Source organism: Enterovibrio coralii, assembly GCF_001559595.1.
GTDB lineage: Bacteria > Pseudomonadota > Gammaproteobacteria > Enterobacterales > Vibrionaceae > Enterovibrio > Enterovibrio coralii.
Genome location: NZ_LNTY01000030.1, coordinates 15714 through 36251, shown reverse-complemented (window position 1 = coordinate 36251; position 20538 = coordinate 15714). Strand labels below are relative to the sequence as shown.

Annotated in this window: 21 protein-coding genes and 1 pseudogene; 6 read left to right on the top strand and 16 right to left on the bottom strand. The window is 48.2% G+C overall.

The genetic code is table 11. The annotated features are described in order from the left end of the window. Nucleotides 1–62 precede the first annotated feature (62 nt). The 8 genes from ATN88_RS09570 to ATN88_RS09535 are packed head-to-tail and all read right to left on the bottom strand — an operon-like array spanning nt 63 to nt 6325. Nucleotides 63–413: a c-type cytochrome gene (locus ATN88_RS09570; protein ID WP_083539456.1), complete on the bottom strand. Its 351-nt coding sequence runs from the start codon at nt 411–413 to the stop codon at nt 63–65. After that, entirely contained in the window at nt 410–919 is a 510-nt protein-coding gene (locus ATN88_RS09565) for a TlpA family protein disulfide reductase (protein ID WP_067414730.1), read from the bottom strand. The genes ATN88_RS09570 and ATN88_RS09565 overlap by 4 nt, the downstream gene beginning before the upstream one ends. Then, nucleotides 916–1470 (bottom strand): SCO family protein, encoded by a 555-nt coding sequence (locus ATN88_RS09560; protein WP_083539455.1) that lies wholly within the window; start codon nt 1468–1470, stop codon nt 916–918. The genes ATN88_RS09565 and ATN88_RS09560 overlap by 4 nt, the downstream gene beginning before the upstream one ends. A 10-nt stretch (nt 1471–1480) precedes the next feature. Further along, nucleotides 1481–2569, bottom strand: coding sequence for a WD40 repeat domain-containing protein (locus tag ATN88_RS09555; RefSeq protein WP_067414726.1), 1089 nt, complete (start codon nt 2567–2569; stop codon nt 1481–1483). 44 nt (nt 2570–2613) lie between these two features. Continuing rightward, on the bottom strand, nt 2614–4269 hold the full coding sequence (locus ATN88_RS09550; RefSeq protein ID WP_157490690.1) for an Lcl domain-containing protein: 1656 nt from the start codon (nt 4267–4269) through the stop codon (nt 2614–2616). Next, the gene (locus ATN88_RS09545) at nt 4266–4889 is read right to left on the bottom strand and encodes a cytochrome c3 family protein (RefSeq protein ID WP_067414723.1); all 624 of its coding nucleotides are present in this window, start codon (nt 4887–4889) and stop codon (nt 4266–4268) included. Before ATN88_RS09545 ends, ATN88_RS09550 begins: the two co-directional genes overlap by 4 nt. Further along, the gene (locus ATN88_RS09540) at nt 4886–5359 is read right to left on the bottom strand and encodes a copper chaperone PCu(A)C (protein ID WP_067414720.1); all 474 of its coding nucleotides are present in this window, start codon (nt 5357–5359) and stop codon (nt 4886–4888) included. The genes ATN88_RS09545 and ATN88_RS09540 overlap by 4 nt, the downstream gene beginning before the upstream one ends. A 9-nt stretch (nt 5360–5368) precedes the next feature. Next, nucleotides 5369–6325, bottom strand: a complete 957-nt coding sequence (locus ATN88_RS09535) for a porin (protein ID WP_067414717.1) — start codon at nt 6323–6325, stop codon at nt 5369–5371. Between the two features lie 164 nt (nt 6326–6489). On the opposite strand from ATN88_RS09535, the gene ATN88_RS09530 reads away from it, so the two are divergent. Continuing rightward, nucleotides 6490–7398, top strand: coding sequence for a LysR family transcriptional regulator (locus ATN88_RS09530; protein WP_083539454.1), 909 nt, complete (start codon nt 6490–6492; stop codon nt 7396–7398). A 16-nt stretch (nt 7399–7414) separates the two neighbouring features. On the opposite strand, the gene ATN88_RS09525 is transcribed toward ATN88_RS09530, so the two are convergent. Continuing rightward, nucleotides 7415–8167 carry an HAD-IA family hydrolase gene (locus ATN88_RS09525; RefSeq protein ID WP_067414711.1) on the bottom strand — a complete coding sequence of 251 codons (753 nt, stop codon included), beginning with the start codon at nt 8165–8167 and terminating at the stop codon, nt 7415–7417. 518 nt (nt 8168–8685) lie between these two features. Here ATN88_RS09525 and ATN88_RS09520 point away from each other — a divergent pair. Continuing rightward, a complete protein-coding gene (locus ATN88_RS09520; RefSeq protein WP_067414707.1) occupies nt 8686–9621 on the top strand; it encodes a GAF domain-containing protein in 936 nt (311 codons plus the stop codon). 56 nt (nt 9622–9677) lie between these two features. On the opposite strand, the gene ATN88_RS09515 is transcribed toward ATN88_RS09520, so the two are convergent. The 3 genes from ATN88_RS09515 to ATN88_RS09505 all read right to left on the bottom strand — a co-directional run bounded on the left by ATN88_RS09515 (nt 9678) and on the right by ATN88_RS09505 (nt 12072). Next, nucleotides 9678–10142, bottom strand: a complete 465-nt coding sequence (locus ATN88_RS09515; protein ID WP_067414704.1) for a hypothetical protein — start codon at nt 10140–10142, stop codon at nt 9678–9680. Nucleotides 10143–10314: 172 nt separating this feature from the next. After that, on the bottom strand, nt 10315–11586 hold the full coding sequence (locus ATN88_RS09510) for an HD-GYP domain-containing protein (protein WP_067414701.1): 1272 nt from the start codon (nt 11584–11586) through the stop codon (nt 10315–10317). A gap of 108 nt (nt 11587–11694) precedes the next feature. Then, entirely contained in the window at nt 11695–12072 is a 378-nt protein-coding gene (locus tag ATN88_RS09505) for a hypothetical protein (protein ID WP_232313037.1), read from the bottom strand. 276 nt (nt 12073–12348) lie between these two features. Between ATN88_RS09505 and yegD the strand changes: the two genes are divergently transcribed. Further along, nucleotides 12349–13701: a molecular chaperone gene (gene yegD / locus ATN88_RS09500; RefSeq protein ID WP_067414697.1), complete on the top strand. Its 1353-nt coding sequence runs from the start codon at nt 12349–12351 to the stop codon at nt 13699–13701. Between the two features lie 55 nt (nt 13702–13756). Here yegD and ATN88_RS09495 read toward each other — a convergent pair whose 3' ends face one another. The 3 genes from ATN88_RS09495 to ATN88_RS09485 all read right to left on the bottom strand — a co-directional run bounded on the left by ATN88_RS09495 (nt 13757) and on the right by ATN88_RS09485 (nt 17252). Then, complete coding sequence (locus ATN88_RS09495; protein WP_067414693.1) at nt 13757–14827, bottom strand: DUF3541 domain-containing protein; 1071 nt, start codon at nt 14825–14827, stop codon at nt 13757–13759. 470 nt (nt 14828–15297) lie between these two features. After that, nucleotides 15298–16569, bottom strand: coding sequence for a sensor histidine kinase (locus ATN88_RS09490; protein WP_067414690.1), 1272 nt, complete (start codon nt 16567–16569; stop codon nt 15298–15300). Next, the gene (locus ATN88_RS09485) at nt 16566–17252 is read right to left on the bottom strand and encodes a response regulator transcription factor (protein WP_067414686.1); all 687 of its coding nucleotides are present in this window, start codon (nt 17250–17252) and stop codon (nt 16566–16568) included. Before ATN88_RS09485 ends, ATN88_RS09490 begins: the two co-directional genes overlap by 4 nt. 123 nt (nt 17253–17375) lie before the next feature. On the opposite strand from ATN88_RS09485, the pseudogene ATN88_RS09480 reads away from it, so the two are divergent. The 3 genes and pseudogenes from ATN88_RS09480 to ATN88_RS09475 all read left to right on the top strand — a co-directional run bounded on the left by ATN88_RS09480 (nt 17376) and on the right by ATN88_RS09475 (nt 19852). Next, nucleotides 17376–18397: pseudogene (locus ATN88_RS09480) on the top strand (glycosyltransferase family 2 protein). After that, nucleotides 18387–18818 carry an ArnT family glycosyltransferase gene (locus ATN88_RS27130; protein WP_232313035.1) on the top strand — a complete coding sequence of 144 codons (432 nt, stop codon included), beginning with the start codon at nt 18387–18389 and terminating at the stop codon, nt 18816–18818. The pseudogene ATN88_RS09480 and the gene ATN88_RS27130 overlap by 11 nt, the downstream one beginning before the upstream one ends. Next, nucleotides 18818–19852 (top strand): glycosyltransferase family protein, encoded by a 1035-nt coding sequence (locus ATN88_RS09475; protein WP_232313033.1) that lies wholly within the window; start codon nt 18818–18820, stop codon nt 19850–19852. The genes ATN88_RS27130 and ATN88_RS09475 overlap by 1 nt, the downstream gene beginning before the upstream one ends. Here the strand turns inward: ATN88_RS09475 and ATN88_RS09470 are convergent. Further along, nucleotides 19846–20412, bottom strand: a complete 567-nt coding sequence (locus tag ATN88_RS09470; protein WP_083539453.1) for a hypothetical protein — start codon at nt 20410–20412, stop codon at nt 19846–19848. The two genes, ATN88_RS09475 and ATN88_RS09470, sit on opposite strands and share 7 nt — an antisense overlap. Nucleotides 20413–20538 lie beyond the last annotated feature (126 nt).

Sequence of the window (20538 nt, the reverse complement as noted above, 5' to 3'; positions counted from 1 at the left end):
AAGCGAAAAGCCGGGGCATCACACCCGGCTTTTCTCTCGAAATAACGTCAATCTATATACACTTACTTTATAGGCCATTCCCCTTCTGCTAGATACTTAGCCACCGCACGCACTTCCTCTTCGGAGAAAGGTTTCATCGCCGTTTCCATGGTCATGTAGAGACCGTTTTTGCGCTTACCGTTTTTGTAATCCATCATCTGGTTGAACAGGTACATTTCGGTCTGCCCACCAATTTTTGGATACAAAGGAATGACAGGGACATTGCCCCCTTCACCGTGGCAATTGATACAACCACCGCGTCCCGGATTCTTGTAAAGTTGCTCGCCAGACAAGGCATCCGCAAACACTGGCGAAGCCATCGATAGCAGGCTCACTGCCGCCAAAATATTTAACGCCTTTTTCACCCATTTCATGCTGACACTCCCAAGCATTGCAGCCATTGGTGAAGTTCACCTGCAGGCGTTTTTAAGTACCCTGTTGCGTGAAATTCCACTGCTCCATTCACCGTCACTAAGGTTGCTGGAAGGCCAACAAACCCCAACTCCCTGACCGCATCAAAATCATCAATGTGCGCATTGGAAAGGTTGGTAATAGAAAGGCGGCTGAACATGCCGTTGATGGCTTCATCGTTATCGCCAACATGCAGGTTTTTTACATCAAATGTTCGGCTTGAAGCGGCTAACTCACTCAGCATCGGCAGCTCTTTTAAACACGGGCCACACCACACCGCCCAGAAGTTCACTAGGCTGACATTTCTATCGCTCTCGACCGGTAAATTAGCAGGCAATGCATACGGTTTTACCGCATGAAATTCGGTTGGGAGTTTACACTGTGAATCGAACGCATAAGCCGAGCCGGACAAGAGCCAAAGTACCGCTGATAAAGCGTAACCTTGACGCACGAGAAACGTTCGCCTCATGGAATATTCCTTGAGATGTCAGCCGCTATTTTGTCACTACCCATGCCATAGCCGTAAACGTCCACCAGCATGCCCTCTGGGCTGTAGAGATACACATAGGCAGAGTGGAACACTTCGTATTGTTCAGGTAGTGGTGGGTAAACCGGTTTACCTTCTACGGAATAACCATACGTACCGCGCAGGGATTTCATGGCCTGTTTGGTTTGTTCCTCATTACCAACCAAGCCCACCATGTTCGCGCTAAAGAATTTCACATAGGTATCCATGTACTCTGCGGTATCTCGGTTCGGATCCACGGAAATAAAGAGCGGTGTCACCTTGCTGGATTTCTCGCCCAACTTACTGACAGTGGCCGCCATGTCGATCACTGTCGTCGGGCAAATATCTGGACAAGAGGTATAGCCGATGCCTATCAGCAAATATTGCCCGGGCCAGCTTTTCTCCGTCACGTTTCCGAGGGTGGCGTGTTGTAGGTCGAAGTCCAAATTCGCCAGTGCATGACCTGACACAAGCGCACACAGAAGAGCCGAAGAGGACAGCAGCTTTCTCATTGTTTCACTCCTAGTGACAGATAGTATTGGTGATACCCATGACCATGTGGCGTGGCTGGGTGAGTCCGGTTTCGATAGAAGAAAGCTGTGCTGCTGTGCGAATGTCATACACAAACAAAGAGGACGATTTCTCTTGGGTCGCAAATAGCGTTTTCGAATCTGACACCACTACAACGTCTTCCAGTGGAGCGTTCAGTGCCACGGTTTTCTCGGGTGTAGATTGGGCAATATCGAAGACGGACAGCGCACTATCTGACGACACGATCCCAATCGTTTCTAGCCAGCCAGAGCGCAGCGCGCCAGGGTTTGCGCCCACTTTGATATCACGCACTTTTTCGCCACTCCATGCATTAATCACCACCCCGTTTCCGTCGTCGGCGGCAAGAATGATGTGCTCACTGTCAGAGCTGACATAAGGACGATGTGGCGTTGCAGGCATCTCGAATTTGCCAAACTCCGCATCCATGAACAGATCTCGGACATACACAGAGTTGTCTTTGTATTGCGCCACCATGCCGAGACGCGCGTCCGGCGACAGGGTGATTTCAGACACACGTCCTTCACCTAACTGCATTTGAGAGCGATGGCCATCGTGAAAGCGATAGACAAAGGTATTTCCAGAGTCTTGTTCGGTAACGTAGAGGTTGTAGCCGCCGTTATCGAAGTTCAGGCTAAATGGGCTGTCGACGTCTTCAAACGTACCCATGATTTTCTTGTCGAGCGGCATAACAAAAACCAGCGCATCGTTGCCGCCAACCGCCAGTTGCGCGCCATCGGGATGGAACACGATTTGATTTGGTACGAAAGACAGCGGCATCTCGGTATGCTTTTCGTTAGCCAAGTCATACATGTACAAAGACGGCGTTTTTCCATCGATGTACACCAATAAATCTTGTAGGTCGGAGACTTCAAGTTCCGTAGGGATCGCGCTCAGGCTCAGCGTATCGACATGCTTTTGCGTAAAGGTATCCACCACCGCCAATTTCGTTGAAGCAGCATCCGACACAAACGCCCAGCGCGCACCATCCACGTAACGTTGTTCTTCCGCCGAAACCTGCGCGCTTAACGCGAAGGTAAGAGGTAACAGGATCTTCTTCATAGGGAAAAGCCCTCAGATTGTTAGCCTGAGGGCACTCATTATTGTTATGGGTTACGGATACAACGGGCGTAGAACAGGTTGTCTTTGGTCATGCCAAGACCTGAACCAATCAGGTAACCCTGAGCCCAGCCTTCGTTATCTCCGGTATGGCGAAGATCCAGCATTTCAGGGGTCTGATCTTTCTTGCGAAGACCCAGAGGACGCATGTGGATGGTCGGTCCCGCTACATCAGACGAGTTGGTCCAGAAGAAATACTTCACCGGAGTGTTCGGGAAAAACTCTTCATCAATCGACGGTGAGGTTTTGTTGTAGTTAACAATCGACACTGCTTCTTTGATGTTTGGCAAACGCCAATCGTCGTACCCTGCGTAGTTCAGGTTTTCACAGTACTGAATCGAGTCTTCCCAATTACGGCGTTGGTAATCGATGTTTTGTTGCCACATACGGTCTGTAATGCGCTCCGTCACCGTTCCATCTTTGTTATCGACATAATCCATGTTGTGGTAAGCCGCACCATTGTCAGCACGTACACAACGCACCAGCTTGGTGGATGCCGTGTGCTGACCCATGATGTGCGCATCCGGGAAGCCTACGTGCCAAACGTGGTCAGGGTGATCAGAGACTGGGAAGGTCCAGATACCTGAGTTCGCACGCGGCATGTTGGCAAACACATCGGTGTTGATGGCAGGACGGAATTCGCCCATGTCCGCAATACTCTGCAGCTCCTTCATCAACGGGTAACGCCAGTCGGTGTAACCGTCCAATTCCAAGCTGTCACAGTATTCCTGACCTTCTACCGCGGTCATCCAAATACGCGAGCTTTCACGTTCCCACATCAACTTAGTGTTGTTATCGAACACGGTTTTGCCAGATTCGCTAATGGTGTAGCTCATTGGGCTTTGCGGGTAATCGCTGTCTTCCCCTTTGATGTCGGTAAAGTTCTGGATTTGACCCGTATCCGGCAGAACAAAGTCTTTTACTGGCGGCATACCAATACCCGTGATGTATTCGCGACGCTCAACCGCACGGTACTCTTTGCCAGACACATACGCGATGATGTCTTTGTAATCCTCTTCGCTCAGCATACGCGCAAACGGTGCCATGATCGGCCCTTGGCGGTTGGTACGTTTGCCGTCACGATACGCCGTCATTTGTTCGAAAATGTATGCGGGCATCTGACCTTTCAGGGGCGGGTAAGCCGGATTGGTGCTGGCACCTTGCTCGCCATGACACATCTTGCACGATGCGTCGTACTTTTCCTTACCACGCTTGAACGCATCGCTTGCCAATACCTCAGGCTCTGGGTTGTAGGACATTTTTCGCTCGCCCAAGACCACCGCTACCGACGCCATGTCATGCGGAGAGTACTGATAAACGATTTCCTTCATCTGCGAAGAAATACCCGCTTTGCGCTCGTTATCCATATCGACCCATTGGTCATAGAAATACTGCGGGTCAAAACCTTCAAGTTTAGGACTCAGCGACTCGGTGACTTCTTCTCGCGCTGGACGGTGACACCCCATGTAACAGCCATAAATAATGCGGTTTGCGATGGCTTTGTCTTTTGGCGACATGGTCTCGAAGGTGCGGTTAATCGTGTAGTCTTCGTAGCCGTTATTAATGTCTTCCGCGGCCATCAAAGGTGACGACGTCACCAGCGACAAAACGGCAGCAGTCAGCGTTTTCATGCGCAGGCTCATGAGTTTGTTCCTTCTTGCAGAGCAGCCAGCGTCTCAAGAAGCTTTTCTTCTCTCAGGCGCATGTTGCGTTTTAGACCCGGGTGAGCAATGTCGTAGTGACAGGAAGAACATTGGAAGTTGGCGTCAGTCTCTTTGCGATTGAATGCCAGTTGGTGCGTTTGGTCAGCAATGGAAGATGCTTCCGTCGCTGCCACAGCACGTGGTTCGATTTGTTTGTGGCAACTTTCACAGCCGGAGTCGAACACAAAGTCAGTGCGCTTCTCATGCAGAGCTTGATAGTCTAGGTTTTCCATCCCCAGCACATACTCCCCCCAAAGGTGGCGCATGCCCGACGTACCTTTAACGTAAAGCTCCTCAACCACGTTAGACTTTGGCAAGTGACAATCCACACATTCCGCGACAAAGCCTTGCGAGTTATTACCGCCATGAATCGACTGCGCAAAGGTTTCTGCCATTGGCTCCATGGTGTGACACGATGAACAGAATTCATTGGTGCTCAATGCATGCATCACTTCTGTTGCAGGCAACGCAGACAACAAGCCTAAACCCATGCCCACTGCAACCAGCAAAGCGACCACGGCGCGCTTTACATTGCGCGCTTCAGCGAATAGCTTTTTCACTTGGTCGTCTCCTGCGCGGTTGCAATGTCTGCACTGCTCTTCACCACAGCGTCACATTGCAGATCTTCGGTGTAAGTCATCCACACCGTCACAGGGTAAATATCACCTGCTTTAGGCTGCGCCTTTAATCCCTTCAGCATGATGTGATTGCCACCAGGCTTTAGTGCGTTATCGCCTTCCAAAATTTTGATTTTGGGTACACGACGCATCTTCATCACGCCGTCAGCCATCTGCGTGGTGTGCAGCTCAACGATACTGGCCAAATCGCGCACTTCCGCACCAACCACATCTTCGTTAGCAGGCATACGAAGTGCCTTTATTTCGTCGGTGTTTTCAAAGTGAATGTTCAGGTACAACGCCGTCATATCCTTACCCGGCGCAGGCTCTCTGATCACGCAGTCCGACACCGTTAATCCCGCATGAGCCCCAAACGATAACGCTGAGGCTGCCAGCAACACTATCTTGCGCATAACAGCTCCTTAGAAGTGGGCAACAAGACCGACATTGATCTTGTCGTTTTGAGAATCTTCGAGGTACTCCGCCACTTCTGCGTAAAGCGATGCATTCGGGTGGAATTGGTAGGAAACGTTGGCCAGAAGAAGTGTTTCGTCTTCCTTGTCCACGTTCTTCGCATCGTCTTCCCATTGCTTGGTTTGGGCACCAAGGCGATAAGACATTTTGTCTGCGGTATATTTGCCTGAAACGGCGTAAACCCAGCTATCGCCGAGCGGATCTTTCTCGTTGTACTCAACAAGACCCGCCAAATACGCATTACCCATTTTGTAGCTTGAGGCTAATGCCCAGCGGGTATAACCCGTTGCGACTTGCTTTTCATCCATCTCAGCGCGGTTCAATACCAAGCTAAAGTTTTTGGCGTTATACAACGCACGCAAACCCAGCACATCGATATCTGCGCCGTTGGTTTCGTTAGGAGACATGGCCGCGACTTTGAAAGAGAAGTTATGAAAACTTGGTGACGCGTAAGCAAGGATGTTAGTGCCGTAATAGCCTTGACGGAACAAGCTTTCATTGCCGCCAGCACGCTTCATGTTGGTTGAATCGAAGATATCGACTTTGCTGTACAAATCTTGCCAAGAGCCCGTCGTGCCTTGCCCGACATACAAGCCACCAAATTGCTTTGAAACAAACAGCAGGTTTGCTTCGCTGACAATGATTTCATCCTGCTCTTCGGGATTTGGATTGGTCTCTGAATACTCCGCGGCCAGCTTGTAGCGCATGCGGAAATGTTCAGCGGGAATAAAACCGTGTAGACCCACTAATGCTTCTTGAAGCTGGGTTTGATGATCTTTGCCGTCTTCCCACGTCAATTGCCCTTGAATGGCACCGTAAAACTCTGGCTTAGGCAATTCCACTTGCGCATATACCGGAGCAATAAATAAACCTGCCACTAAGGAGGCCACTGCTTTAGTCTTCATTATTGACTCTTATATTAATTTTAGATTGGAATTGACTTATGGTATTCGATGGGGTTTATTTTTATGAGACGCAAAAATTGAATGACCCCATTTCAAAAAATGAATAACGAGATGGAGATCAACCCAAATGTATCTTGCTTGTTATTAGTGGTAAAAAGTAGGTTATGGATTTAGATTCTTTACGCATGTTTATTACGGTTGCTGAAAAAGGCAGCTTTGTTTCAGCAGCACGCCAACTCGGTGTTACTCAGCCCACCTTAAGTCGTAAAATTAAATTGCTTGAAGAACAACTCAATCTAAAGCTTTTACATCGCGGCAACCGAGAGTTATCACTCACGCCACAAGGAAAGAAAATATTTAAGACAAGCCTCGCAGTCACGCAGGCCTGGGACAGAGGCTTAGAGTCTCTGGGGAACAATGAGCAGGATGTGAAGGGCAAACTGAGACTTGGCTTGTTGCACCCTATGGCAAGATGGCTGAGCGAAAGTTTTATTACTGACTTTTTAAAACGTTACCCAAATATTCAATTGGATTTGGTCACACTAACGCCAAAGCAATTATTATCAATGCCTGATTGTGATTTAATGATTTCCCCTATCATGCCCGAAGACCAATCATTAGTTGCCATTAAAATATTTGAATGTAATTTCTGTTGTTATGCATCACCCGATTATTTAAACACATTTGGCATTCCGCAAACCCCAACTCAACTTTCTAATCATTTATGTATTGCCAATATAAATTGTCCGAACGCAGAAAAGAATTGGCCTTATATAGACATAGATGGCACCGAAAAGTCTGTCGATATATCTGGGCGAGTGACTTCGGATTCTATGGATATCGCTAGGTTGCTCGCCGCAAATGGACTCGGCATTGCCTTACTTCCTGAACTTCAGGTAACAGAGCTTGTGAACGAGCACAAATTGGTTCAAGTGCTTTCGGAATATCGCTTTAAGCGCGTAGACATGAATATTATTGTTCGCTCGCGCGATCATATGACGCAACGCGTGAAGGCATTTATTGATGCGTATAAAGCCTTTCTCACCGAACATCGCGGCGTCCAGTACTTATAAATAAAGAAAAGCGCATTTAGCGCTTTTCTTTTTCCGTTTTGGACACGCTCGGCTTTTTCCGACTCGATGCTCGCTTGCGCCTATTTGCGGGTTTGTCATCCATTAAGCCTGCAAGTTCAGAGAGCGAGTCAATAATCACGTCTGGTGCTGCATAGCGAATATCTACACCATAGTTATAGCCATGGCTGACGCAAACGACCGGACACCCTGCATTTCTCGATGCGTGAACGTCGTTGACGCTACCGCCTACCATAAGAAGCTGATCAGGTTTGACGTCTAGCAGCAACGCCGCTTCGAGCAATCCATCGGGTGAAGGTTTAGGCTCCTGCATCGCATCGCGACCCAGAACATGGGTAAAGTGGTGCCGAATACCTAACGCGGTCAGTAGCTCATTTGCCGCGAATGTCGCTTGGTTGGTCACGACGACAAGCGGCACCTTGCGACGCGTCAACTCTCGAAGACACTCTAAGACACCATCGAACAAGGTTGCGCCTTTGTATTCTCGGCGTTGGTAGGCTTTAAGGAATAGTGCGCTGCCTAAGCGGAAAATGGGGTCTGGCACTTTGCCATCAATTTGACGAGACAAAATGCGATGGATGAGCCTGTCCATCCCATCACCTACCCAATCGCTGACATGTTCAGCATTCAGGCTTGGCAAATTGAGATCGGCCAGCATTTCTTCTGCAGCGCAACGGATGTCCGGTGCCGTATCCACCAGCGTTCCATCCAGTTCAAAAACAACCGCCTTAACCTTTTCCGTCATCAACATGACACTCTCCTGTGTAAAAACAGTCGTAGTGATCGTAGGTGTCTCGAAAAGAGAAGGCGCCCTGCGTGCCCTTAAAGGACGAACAAGGAAGATGAAAAATCGCGACGAAAACACACCAAAAGATCATGAGATACGACGTTTTACACTGCGGATAAGAAGGCTGGCAGTCAATAAGAACTCACGTCGTATTTCTAATTTAGCAGAGACCCATGAAAAGCAAATACACGAAAAATACCGTATGTCGTCTATGTCTTTGATCTTTCCGTTGTCAAGTCGACTTTCAAGTTCAACTTATTGATATTAAGCGAGAATAAAAAAAGAAAAAGTTTCATTTTCTTTGTTGTCTAGCCGCGTATTAGGTCCGCCAAAAGAAACAGAACGATGTCCATGTTACGAATGAAACGCGCTTTCTGATACTGCGCTCACTATCAACATTTGACGACAAAATACTCCTTTGATGTCCACTTTTACCTATTTTTACTAAACGCTATCTATAAACAGCAAGGATCGCTCATTAGATGAAAACACCGGCACCTCACAAGGACGAAAGCCAACGACTGGTCACCCTCCAGCTATTTGGGCTGCTAGACACTCTACCTGAAGAGCGTTTCGACCGAATCACTCGCATGGCGAAGCGTTTGTTCAACGTTGAGATGTCATTAGTGAGCCTTGTGGATTCCGGTCGCCAGTGGTTTAAATCCGCACAGGGGTTAGATGCGAAAGAAACGCCAAGAGATATTTCATTTTGCGGGCATGCGATTTTAGGTGATGAGCCGTTTATTGTGTCCGACGCCTCAACGGATGCGCGGTTTTCTGACAACCCACTCGTCCAAGGGCATCCCAATATTCGCTTTTATGCAGGCTGTCCGATTAAGGCACCAAACGGCCTACCACTTGGCACCCTTTGCGTGATTGACGATAAACCGCGAGACGTGACAGATGAGGATTTAGAGGCCCTCATAGATTTAGGGCAATTGGTAGAAAATGAAATCGCCATGGCGGAATCACAGAGCATTGACGCGATATCGGGCATTTCAAACCGTAATGGCTTTATTGAACTTGCTCAGCAAACGTTACAAGTCTGCCAACGTTCCAATCTCAATGCGTCGCTTCTTTGCTTGACCCTAACCTCACTGCAAACTGACAGCGCGCTCCGCGAAAAACAGCTGTATGGGTTTGCGCGAGTACTTGAGAATGCGTTTCGAGAATCAGATATCTTTGCGCATCTGGCCGATGGGAAGTTTGTCATTTTACTGTCCAATGCCAATAAGAAGCAGGTCAGTGAAGTGATGTGCCGTTTCGACAATGAAGTGACCAGCTTCAACGCTCAACATGCAGATGAACTAGAGATTGAATATTTCTTTGGCGTTGTACCTTACGAGCCAACCCTGCACGCCAGTATTCATAGCCTAATGGCAGAAGCCGAAGATCTCATGCAGCAAATTGGAGCTTGATTGATACTAAAATGCCACGCCGTTGTTCGACGTGGCATTGGTCAGAATCAGCAAGCTCAGTTAACCTTCACCGCTTTTTCCATCATCTCTTCCGTCGCGTTTTTAAGTAGCGTGACGTTCATTTCATCGGTTTCTTGCATGTTGCTTGATTCAATCACCCACATGCCACCGGTCATCGGGTCAACAATCAACCAGCCAATCAAGCCACCAAAGAAGATGTTGCCGCCGATGTACCAGCCACTTGCTGTCGACATCAGCTCCAAAGTTTGGGTTTGGTAGCCTTCATAAGAGATTTCGAGTTTGTAGTCAGCACCTTCAAAGTAGCCCGTGCTGCGTTTCATTAGGTAATCCAAACGTCCTTTTTGCTCTTTTAGCACATCACCATTTTTATTTAGTAGGCGAATGGTCGCCGCATCGGGCGTTGCACTGATTTTCAACGGTTGCGTTGAGCCATTAACAATGCTTGAACAGCCCATGACGAAAAGCACTACAGAAACAAGTGCAGTTTTTATAAGTTTCATAAATAGATACCAAGTTACATATAAAGCGCGGACATTTTATTGAACAGTGTTTTTTATTCAACCCCAAATCGAGAAAATATTTAGAGTACGAATTGACATTTCCGTTAACTTGTTGCTGTGACAGCATTTATCGTTTCGGAAAACTTAGGTTGCAAACCAACAAGCGAGAGGCTTAAGTCACTGCAGAATCAAAGAAATAATGGAACTTGGAGCTAGGGCAAAGGTAGTCGTAGATATGTCGTGGTACGGATTTCAACTTCACCACCTGCTTGACGGTCAGGTCGGTGTTGCTGAGATCTAATATTGGGGCCTGATCGCGAGGTATCATTGCGTCATACACCACCACATTAGGCTTTAAAAGGGATTCAAGGTTGTTCGACAGCACCATGGCGGCACTTTGATCTGAGAGCAGCACGATAGAGCCTGGTGGGTAGACACCAATCATTTTCACGAAAAGCTCCATCAGGTCAGGGCGGAATTTCGCTTTCATGTTTTTGTAGAGCAACGCAATGGCTGAGCTTGGTTGGTAGGCTTTTCCAGATTTTTGCGGCTGGCAAAGGTCGTCATACATATTCGCGATAGAGACGATTTGTGACATATCGTCGACCGCGTCCCCTTGTAAGCCTTTCGGAAACCCACTGCCGTCAAAATATTCGTGGTGATTTTGAATAACGTTGAGAACATTCAGCGTAACACCCTCAAAGTCCTCAACCATACGTACACCAAAGATCGTGTGCTGTTCACGATGCTTAGCCGCCGACGTCAGTGCCAACTTACCGTCCGCTCCCATTGGCTGATGGATGTCGATAAGGCCAATGTCATGCAGAAAGGCTCCCATTAAAAGATCGGTCATTTCCGTTTCAGAATAGCCACGCATCTTACCAATCATCAGCGCAAAAACGGCCACATTGAGCGTGTGCGTGAAATGCTCGTCGTTATCGTTCTTCTTATCGATCAGATGCATCGTCAAGGGGCCCGACGTTGCAATCGCGGATAGCTCAGACGACAAGCCTTTTATCTCGGCACATGCACGTTCAGGGTTTCTCCCCATCTCCCCAATACCTTGACGAAGCTTGAGGATCGACTGTTTGTATTTCTGCTCACACTCAGAGTGACGATTGCGAAGGGCTGTCATCTCTTTAATTTGCTGTTGCTTTTGCTGATGAAGCTCAACAGAGAGTTGCACGACTTCCTCGCGGCTTGGTTCAACCTCTGGAGACACTTGTTTGGCTTTCGCTGCTTCTTCTACCGTTTTCAATTTCTCACTGCTTTTTTCAGGAAAATACAGCAAATAGTCCAAGGGGAGCTTTTTGATCAACGCGACTTCTTCGGCAGTGCGAACCTCGAAAGCACTTCTCAGAAAAGGGTGCTCATGCCAACGCAACGGAAGCTTTATGTATAAGCCTTTATGAAGTTGGGATTTTGTAATTCGTTGGCCTTTCATCGTTCACTCTTCAAGGTTTCGTCTCATAAATAAGATAGACCTGAACATCCAGACTTACCTTGCAACGACGAACGAGAAACGGCCTTTTTTACGAAAAAAATGCCTGTATCACACAGGCAAGAGAGAAGAGATAAAGAAGAAGCGAGTGAAACCGTTATGTATTTTTTTGAAAGGTCTAACCGTGTCGGTTTTGGGCTGTTCAACCTCAGGAAAACGCGCTGATCTCACAGGTGTTGTCGCGTAAATGTCGCCAACATCTTTCCAGTAAGTGTCACTGACTGCCACCATGTAGTAGCGGTCATTTTTGACATCCGCAACGAGCGCACGTCCAAAGCTCATCAGTTCACAGTGCACGTCATGGATAAACTCGCTACGAAGTGACTGTCGACTTGTCAGCTCAGAAATGTCCTTACGGGTAAGGTACACATCTGCGTGGGTTGAAAAACGGTTCATCAGCCATGCCGCAAACTCTTTGGCACTTTTCATACCGTCCTCCTTACTTCAAGGATTTACGATGGCATTCGACATCCAATGCCTGCATAAAGCTTACTGTGCAAAGGCTCTCTTTCTGTCTCGTTTTCACAACAAAAGCTATAAAGTTTTCTGACGGCATTAGACTAAAGTCGTAATCCTTTGTTTGTACTTAGCAATCCTACCAACACAATTTTTTCACTCAGAACGGGATTTAATCCCTTCACTCGTCCTTGTGTTGATCTTAGTTTTGCGTAAACTGTCCGGTCTTTTTCTTGCTGGAGATACGCCATGTTTATCGGCTTCGACTACGGAACAGCAAACTGTTCTGTGGCGACTTTAGAGAACGGTAAGCCCCGTCTAATAGCACTGGAAGGCGAAAGTCCTTTTATTCCTTCCACTTTGTGTGCACCGACACGAGAAGCGGTAAGCGAGTACCTCTGGCGACACTTTGACATCAAACCTAGCGATACAGTCGGTGAGCAATTACTTCGCCGTGCCGTCTCGTTTAACCGCGAAGAAGGCATTGATGTTGAACCTGGCGATCTGCGCTTTGGTCGCTCTGCACTTTCGACCTATCTGGAAGACCCGGAAGAGGTCTACTACGTTAAATCGCCAAAATCTTTCTTGGGTGCTACTGGCCTTCGTGATATCCAAATCAGCTTCTTTGAGGATCTGGTTTGCGCCATGATGGCGAACATCAAACAACAAGCTGAATCCGAGTTGCAGGAAGATATTCTGCAAGCGGTAATTGGACGCCCTGTAAACTTTCAAGGCATTGGCGGTGAGAAGGCAAACATTCAAGCTGAATCTATCTTGTTGGCAGCGGCAAAACGGGCAGGCTTCAAAGACGTTCAGTTCCAGTTCGAGCCCGTTGCGGCAGGTCTTGAATACGAAAGCACGTTAACCCGCGATAAAACGGTGTTGGTGGTCGATATCGGTGGTGGTACGACAGACTGCAGCCTTATTCAAATGGGTCCAAGCTGGCAAGGTCAAGACGATCGCAGAGCGTCGCTACTGGCGCACTCTGGCTGTCGTGTTGGCGGGAACGATCTAGATATTCATCTGGCCTTTGAGCAGTTAATGCCGCTCTTTGGAAAAAACTCTACGCTGCAACGTGGCATCGCCATGCCTATTCCACAGTTCTGGAACCCTATTGCGATTAACAACGTGGCTGCGCAATCTGATTTTTATGCCTCGGCTAACCGTCAGGTGTTGCAGCAATTGATGCGTGATGCGAGTGAGCCTGATCTGATTGCACGCTTGCTGAAAGTACAGCGCCACACCTTGGGCTACCAGATTGTACGCAGTGCAGAAGAAGCGAAGATTGCGTTGTCTGAGCAAGCTGAGTTCAGTGCCAACATCGCCCTGTCAGGTGAAGCCTTGTCTGCAAGTATTTCTACCGCACAGTTGTCTGACGCCATTGCATCACCGGTAGCCAAAGTGGCGGAGCTGGTGAATGAAGCGTTGGCGCAAGCAGAAACCAAGCCTGACGCTATCTTTATGACGGGCGGCAGTGCCCGATCACCTATCCTGCGAGCATTGCTAGAAACCACGCTACCAGGCGTGCCGATTGTTGCGGGTGACTACTTTGGTTCAGTGACATCCGGCTTGGTACGTCACGCAGAGAAATGTTTCCGCTAAAACGAAAAAAAGAGCCAGAAATGGCTCTTTTTTTTATCGTCAGTTTTCTACTTCGTTAGTTTTTCGGCACCAATCCCCAAGGCACAGATTCAATCACTGACGGCTCTTGATTCACCATTGGTGTAGCATTTGCCCCGTGCCAATCTAGCAGCATAATCGCCAGTACATTTCGATGCTCACCTTTGGCGATATCCGTGCCGCCAGATACGGAAGGGATCATACCCTCTTCACGATCAATGGCCTCTCGAATCAGCCTTTGACTCTTGGCGGCAACGGGGTCGTTTTCAAGCCCTGCGAGCATAAAGGTGATGCCAATTTCCGCAATCACATCCGGCTTAGAGCGCACCGCGATGGTATCGAAGTGTTGTCGGAAATAATCGTAAATCCACTGAAAATCGGCTTCATTGACCGGCTTTCTGTAATACTCGGAGGCAGCCAAAATAATATGTGTCATGCCGTAGAGTTTGTTGTTGTACTGCTGCACAGACAGCATGGGATCGTTCTTGTCTGGGTACGTTGCTTTGAATGCGAATTCAAATTGTTGAGTAAGGTCATCTTCACCTAACTGCTTTAGCCAATAGACCTGATTCGCCAATTGCGCGGCCCAGGCGCGAATCATCTCAGGGTTCGTCGCGTAGTCATGAAAGTCATACCAAGACAAGATTTCTCTCAGGTGCGCATCGTTTCGATGTTTAAGACCATACTCATTGGCTCTTGCCATACTGCTGATCAAGCCAGCGCCTAAAACGAGGTATTCCTCCCTACCCTGCGCTGCCTTGTGACGAAGCGCATCACGCTCACCATCGCCAGAATCGTAACTCTTCAAGCGCGCTTCACCTTCCGCTTTCACCTCGTCTTTCGAGTGAAGGGTGGCACTGTAATCATTTAACCGGCTCGCGATACGTGCCATATCCGTCCAAACCGCGGCTTGATAGTCATCATCCTGCGTTTGGCGATACATGCGCAAGCCATAGTGACCCAACTGATACGCGGACAGTTCAGAGAGATTGCTGTCATACGTTGCTTTGATCAGGGCAGCATCTTGCGCTGGTGTTGACGAGAGCGCACAGGCGGTCATCACCGTCAGCGATAAGATGGCAGCAATACCTGTTCGTAGCACTTTCATTCTTTTTCCTTCCTTTCTCGTTTTTCAGCACCTTAACGAATGGAAGTAATGAGAGAGACAAGGCTGTGTAAGAGTTTGGTTGACGATGTCAGAATTGATGGAGAAAAAATGAAATTCAGAGTGTAGAGAGCAAAGCTCAGGGGGAAAAAGGATGAAGAAAATGGAGAGAAAGAATAACACTCGCTAGTGTCACTTTACGCTAGCGAGTGTTCGTCAAGAAAGACGAGTGGCAGTTCTAAGCGACGCATCGCTAAGAAGAGTATCAGCATAAGGCAGTGGATAGCTGATCGTAAATGGCCTCTCTACAATCTGTTGAGAGACAGCATATTTATTGCATAAAGACGGTGCCAAGGGGCAGATTGACGCAATTTGTGCGGTTCACTTCTAACAACTAAATTGCATAAATAAGCATTCTAGACAGCGCAGATTGGTTTTGACTATTTTCATTGACACCAATGTTCAGCCAAGGCCTATACCTCTTTAATTCCCTTGTTATTCAAACCCGTTATTGTTGCTGTACACCCATCAAAAGCGTTCGTGTTGAGGTCGATGCGCCAGCCATATTTTCTCGCGATATCATTCGCGATAACCAACCCCAGGCCATACCCGTGGTTCGACGCACGATTCTGATCTAAGCCGATGCCCGTGTCTTCAATCGTCACGGCTTCGCGCGTAACCGTGATCGTGACATGGCCTTGGTCAGTGTAGGTAAAGGCATTTTTAATAAGGTTACCGATTAAAATACCCACCGCTTTCATCGATACCTCTAGTTCAGGAGCAGACTCCACCGACACTTTGACCTCAACCGGTTTGTCTTCAACCAATTCGTTGAAATGGGCAATCAATGTCGTAAGCTGCTGCTCATCTAAAGACCACGGAGGTGTCCTTTCCTCTTCCCGAGTTAAAGAAAGCAAAGCCTCGACATAGTCTTGCATGGCATCAACCGCACTGGACATCCTCACGCGTTGCTTTTCGACAAACGCGGGGTCGTTAGAGTGTTCGAGCAAGGTTAACGACCCTTTCATCACCATAAGCGGAGTTCTTAATTCATGACTGGCAAAGCGATTGAACGCCCTTTCGCGCTCCAGCATGCCACCAATTTGGGCTTGGTAGTCATTAATGCTGTCGGTCAAGGATACAAGCTCGACCGTTTTGCCGGTTTCAGGGACGGTGAGAGGTGACAAATCCCCTTTATTTTTTTGCTTTAACTGCGTCACCAAAGCGGCAAACGGCGACGTTAACCGTTCGGAAATTCGAAGTACCACCAACAGACTCAAAAACAGCAGTGCCAAAGAGAGAAAGATTTGATTGGTTTGCGACTTCAACGCCTGCTCTTCGCCCAACTCAAACACGGGATCTGAGTTAACGATATAGGCATCTACCGCTTGTCCATCTTGTTCGATAGCCACCCGCATCACGAAGTAATCCGTCTCTCTATCAACGCCTTCTTTATAAATCTCAAACGCTTGGTTGAGAGGAAGGTCAGGTGACACCGTCAGTGTTTCAGGCACATTTTTCAAACCGACATACGCGACCGAAAAACTGTCGAGTGGAATCACTGATTGGGTGATATCTCGCTTTTCCAAATTTTGCGCAATCTGTTCCAACCGATATTGCGCCGTGAAATGTTCCAAGTTTTCTACCGTGGACTCGAACACGGAAAAGTGGATAGCGATGATGGCAAAAGCGACACCCGAAAAGTAAGAAAAGGTCAGTTGCTTGGCAGACTTAATCTTACTCATTCACCTTCTCCTTGCGTTCTCACCAATTGATATCCCACTTTAGGCACCGTCTTGATATATCCAAATTCAAACGGTTTATCGATGAGGTTTCTTAGCTGGTAAACATGACTTCGAAGCACGTTACCTTCTGGCTCATCATCGCCCCATAGTGCCGCACTCAACTCTTCTTTGGTGACGATTTTGGGCGCTTTGCTCATCAACAATCGCAACACGATATACATGGAAGGGTTAAGCACAAATTGGCAGCCACGACGCGTCGCCGTGTTGGTGGAGGTATCCAGCGATAGCTCATCAAATGTCAGCAATTTTGCAGACACCGAGCCTTCGTTTCGACGATGAAGTGCATTGACACGCGCTTCTAAGATTTTCAGGTCAAATGGCTTTACGAGGTAATCATCTGCGCCGTTATCAAACCCAGAAAGAATATCGTCTCGTTCACCCATGGCGGTCAACATTAATACTGGGATGTCTACGCCCGTTTCTCGCAGCTTTCTGCATACCGTCATGCCATCCATTTTCGGCAGCATAATGTCGAGAATGATCACGTCGTAGTGTTGCTCTGTGGCAAGGGATAAAGCCTGAGTGCCCGACACTGCATGATCCATGGTGTGACCAAGCAGCTCAAAGTAATCAAAAATAACACCCGCGATATCGGCATGATCTTCTGCTAGGAGTATTTTCATTTTCCCTCTTATATCAACGTTTAACCGCTTCATTTTCACACAAAAAAAGTAGAAAAAAAGTCAAAAACAATTTTTCTACAGCGGGCGTTTTACCTTGGCGAAAACCCCCAAGGAGAGACGACATTGGCTGTTATTCGATATCTGCCCTCTGGCGACCGACGCCACAGAGAACCTTTGCTTTCCATTATCGTTCCTTTCTTCAACGAAGAAGAAGTTTTGGCATCTTGCCACCAGCGCATAGTGGACGTGCTCGATACCTTGTCCCACACATCTGAAATCATCTACGTGGATGACGGTAGTGATGATGGCAGTGCACACATTGTGGCATCGATGCCGCAAACCAACCATGACCTCATCGCACTGAGTCTTAGCCGAAACTTTGGCAAAGAAGCCGCCATGACAGCGGGTATCAAGGCTGCTAGGGGTAGAGCTGTGATTGTTATCGACGCGGACCTACAAGACCCACCAGAGCTTATCCCTGCAATGGTGGAAAAATGGCAACAAGGCTATGACGTTGTAGACATGCAGCGCCGTGAGCGACATGGCGAGAATGCCTTTAAACGCATCACTGCGTCTTTGTTTTACAAGTTAATCAATCGATTGTGCGATGTCCCCATCCCTGAGAATGTGGGAGATTTTCGTCTCATAGACCGTCGGGTCGTCAATGCCATCAATGCCTTGCCAGAGCGTACACGCTTTATGAAAGGTCTGTTTGCCTGGCCGGGCTTTCGACGCACCATCATTCAATTCGACCGAGATCCGAGGCTCGCTGGCACTACCAAGTGGAACACATCTAAGTTGGTTCACCTTGCTTCGAAGGCATTACCTCGTTCAGTACCAAACCGCTTCGTATTGCCACCTTTGCAGGGCTCGCCGCTGGCGCAGGCGCATTGGCGATGGCACTGGTTGTTTTGTTTAAGACCTTGGTTTGGGGTGAGGCCGTCGCAGGCTATCCGAGCATGATGTTCGTGATATTGACACTCGGCAGTGTGCAATTGCTCTCCATCGGTCTGATGGGGGAATACATCGGCAGATTGTTTATTGAAGCCAAACAACGCCCGCTTTATCTCATCGACAAGCAAACCACCAAGCCCGCATTCCAACACCTCAAAGATGTATCGAGAACTCACGCCGATGAAAACTAACACCCGATTTACCTTCACCTTTTCAAACCTTGCGCTCTTGGCTGCAGGACTTATCGTGCTTTCGCTTTTGGTTCGCGCCATCTCTTTGCCACTCTACCCACTGATGGACACCACCGAAGCACGTTACGGCGAAATGGCAAGAATCATGTTTGAAACCCAAAACTGGGTAACCCCCATGTTTGATTACGATGTGCCGTTTTGGGGTAAACCACCGTTATTTACCTGGCTCAGTGCCAGCGGTATCGCGCTATTTGGCAACACGGAGTTTGCCGTCAGGATGCCGCACTTATTAGCTGGCATGGGAATCTTGTTTTTGGTGTTTGGCTTTGCCACGAAAGCAGGAAAGCACCGCGCGGAAGCCTTGCTAGCAACCGCCATTCTGTCCACCAGCGCGGCCTTTATTGTCATATCTGGCGCGTGATGACAGACACCGCGCTGACGCTAGGCATTACCTTGAGCATGACCAGTTTCTGGCTGGCGATGAATCAGCAATCGCGACTTTTTGGCTATTTGTTTTTCGTTGGCCTTGCGATTGGTCTGCTCGCAAAAGGGCCACTTACCCTCGTGCTGGTAGGCATCAGTCTCTCGATGTGGCTTATTCTCGATCAGAGATGGCGACGTGCACTCTCGGTTTTGCCTTGGATGGGCGGCTCTGTGCTTTTGCTCGCCTTAACCCTACCTTGGTACGCCCTAGCAGAATTTCGGACACCCGGTTTTCTCGAATACTTCCTCATCGGCGAACACTTCATGCGCTTTGTCGTCTCTGGCTGGCAAGGCGATCTCTACGGCACGGCGCACAATGAAGTGCGGGGTACCATTTGGCTTTTTGCCATCCTTGCCGCGTTACCTTGGACCCCCTTATTCTTCTATCAACTTTTTAAGCGATTTCGTCACGGCACGGAAAGCATCAATAATGCCTACACCCAGTATTTATGGTGCTGGATGCTTGCCCCCATGTTGTTGTTTACCTTCGCGGGTAACATTCTGTCCAGCTATGTGATGCCCGCATTACCCGCCTTTGCACTGCTTTTATCCCAGTATCAGTCAGAAAGACCGGTTTCCAACCGCGCTTATACCGCAGGATTTATCACCCCTGCGCTGATTTTGGGTACCGCTCTGTTGCTTGCGTTTGGACTTTCCAGTAAATCAACGCAAAACAACTTGCTGGCTTTTTGGGAGAAGCAACCGGAAGCGAGATTTTCAGATCTCTATTACGTCGGCCAACGTCCTTTTTCCGCGCAGTACTATTCAAATGGTAAGGCACAATTGGTTGAAACCACCTTGGATGAAACCATTGAGCAACTGCTTCGACCGACGTTTGTGGTCTATCGCGCGCGCATGATGCGCATGCAGCGGGGGCATTCTGCCAGCATCGTGGGGAGTTTAACGAAAGAGTGTTGTTGTTTTGTCAGCCGAATAAGGCGGTATCACGCAACTAAGAGTGTCCCCTACTGACAATCTGAAAGCGTAATGCTGAATTCAGTAATGGGCTTGCCTTCGGCATCAATGTAGCTGTATTGGAAAACCACATCGTTTTCCATTAGCACCGTCATCGGGGGAGCAAAGCACGTATTTTGCTTCACCAGATCGGGCACCATGCGCCGGAAATGTGCCACATTAATGTCTTCAACCACATCATCGATAATGGTGTGGTTGAGACGCAGCGTTCTTCCTTGATGTTCAACCGAGTCTAAACGAGTTGCGTCGTCCACCATAACGGGCGTGTCGGCATTCAGCCGTGTTGCAGTCGCTTCGACAAGATAAGGTGTAATTTCATAAAACGACGAAGCTTGAAGCACGCCGGATTGAAGAAGGCAACGTTCTAAGGCGAGCGGATCTTTCTCTGTCGGATCCATTTGTTTGAGGCAACGCACCGAAAGTTCGTTAACAAATGATTGCGGAACCGGAGTTCCTTGAAGTGAAACCCAAAGTGTCTCGCTGAGCGGTGTTACACAACCTCCCAATGCCACCCCAAATAGGGTAATGAACAGTGCTTTCTCACTCAATCGAGACACCAACAATTCCTTAACAATCACACTTCATGACCAAATGTATGAGTTTCTTGAACAAAAAACTTCGGTTTGGCTCACAGAACAATCTTTCAGCTCTCTGACTTAATCCCACGATTTCGTCCAAAATAA

Bases quoted from the DNA above. Each gene is read 5' to 3' on its own strand.
- ATN88_RS09535 (WP_067414717.1), bottom strand. From the start codon at position 6,325: ATGAAGACTAAAGCAGTGGCCTCCTTAGTGGCAGGTTTATTTATTGCT.
- ATN88_RS09560 (WP_083539455.1), bottom strand. From the start codon at position 1,470: ATGAGAAAGCTGCTGTCCTCTTCGGCTCTTCTGTGTGCGCTTGTGTCA.
- ATN88_RS09495 (WP_067414693.1), bottom strand. From the start codon at position 14,827: ATGAAAGTGCTACGAACAGGTATTGCTGCCATCTTATCGCTGACGGTG.
- ATN88_RS09570 (WP_083539456.1), bottom strand. From the start codon at position 413: ATGAAATGGGTGAAAAAGGCGTTAAATATTTTGGCGGCAGTGAGCCTG.
- ATN88_RS09505 (WP_232313037.1), bottom strand. From the start codon at position 12,072: ATGAAAAGTGCCAAAGAGTTTGCGGCATGGCTGATGAACCGTTTTTCA.
- ATN88_RS09485 (WP_067414686.1), bottom strand. From the start codon at position 17,252: ATGAAAATACTCCTAGCAGAAGATCATGCCGATATCGCGGGTGTTATT.
- ATN88_RS27130 (WP_232313035.1), top strand. From the start codon at position 18,387: ATGAAAACTAACACCCGATTTACCTTCACCTTTTCAAACCTTGCGCTC.
- ATN88_RS09565 (WP_067414730.1), bottom strand. From the start codon at position 919: ATGAGGCGAACGTTTCTCGTGCGTCAAGGTTACGCTTTATCAGCGGTA.
- ATN88_RS09520 (WP_067414707.1), top strand. From the start codon at position 8,686: ATGAAAACACCGGCACCTCACAAGGACGAAAGCCAACGACTGGTCACC.
- ATN88_RS09515 (WP_067414704.1), bottom strand. From the start codon at position 10,142: ATGAAACTTATAAAAACTGCACTTGTTTCTGTAGTGCTTTTCGTCATG.
- ATN88_RS09540 (WP_067414720.1), bottom strand. From the start codon at position 5,359: ATGCGCAAGATAGTGTTGCTGGCAGCCTCAGCGTTATCGTTTGGGGCT.
- ATN88_RS09475 (WP_232313033.1), top strand. From the start codon at position 18,818: ATGACAGACACCGCGCTGACGCTAGGCATTACCTTGAGCATGACCAGT.
- ATN88_RS09525 (WP_067414711.1), bottom strand. From the start codon at position 8,167: ATGTTGATGACGGAAAAGGTTAAGGCGGTTGTTTTTGAACTGGATGGA.
- ATN88_RS09490 (WP_067414690.1), bottom strand. From the start codon at position 16,569: ATGAGTAAGATTAAGTCTGCCAAGCAACTGACCTTTTCTTACTTTTCG.
- ATN88_RS09550 (WP_157490690.1), bottom strand. From the start codon at position 4,269: ATGAGCCTGCGCATGAAAACGCTGACTGCTGCCGTTTTGTCGCTGGTG.
- yegD (WP_067414697.1), top strand. From the start codon at position 12,349: ATGTTTATCGGCTTCGACTACGGAACAGCAAACTGTTCTGTGGCGACT.
- ATN88_RS09530 (WP_083539454.1), top strand. From the start codon at position 6,490: ATGGATTTAGATTCTTTACGCATGTTTATTACGGTTGCTGAAAAAGGC.
- ATN88_RS09510 (WP_067414701.1), bottom strand. From the start codon at position 11,586: ATGAAAGGCCAACGAATTACAAAATCCCAACTTCATAAAGGCTTATAC.
- ATN88_RS09555 (WP_067414726.1), bottom strand. From the start codon at position 2,569: ATGAAGAAGATCCTGTTACCTCTTACCTTCGCGTTAAGCGCGCAGGTT.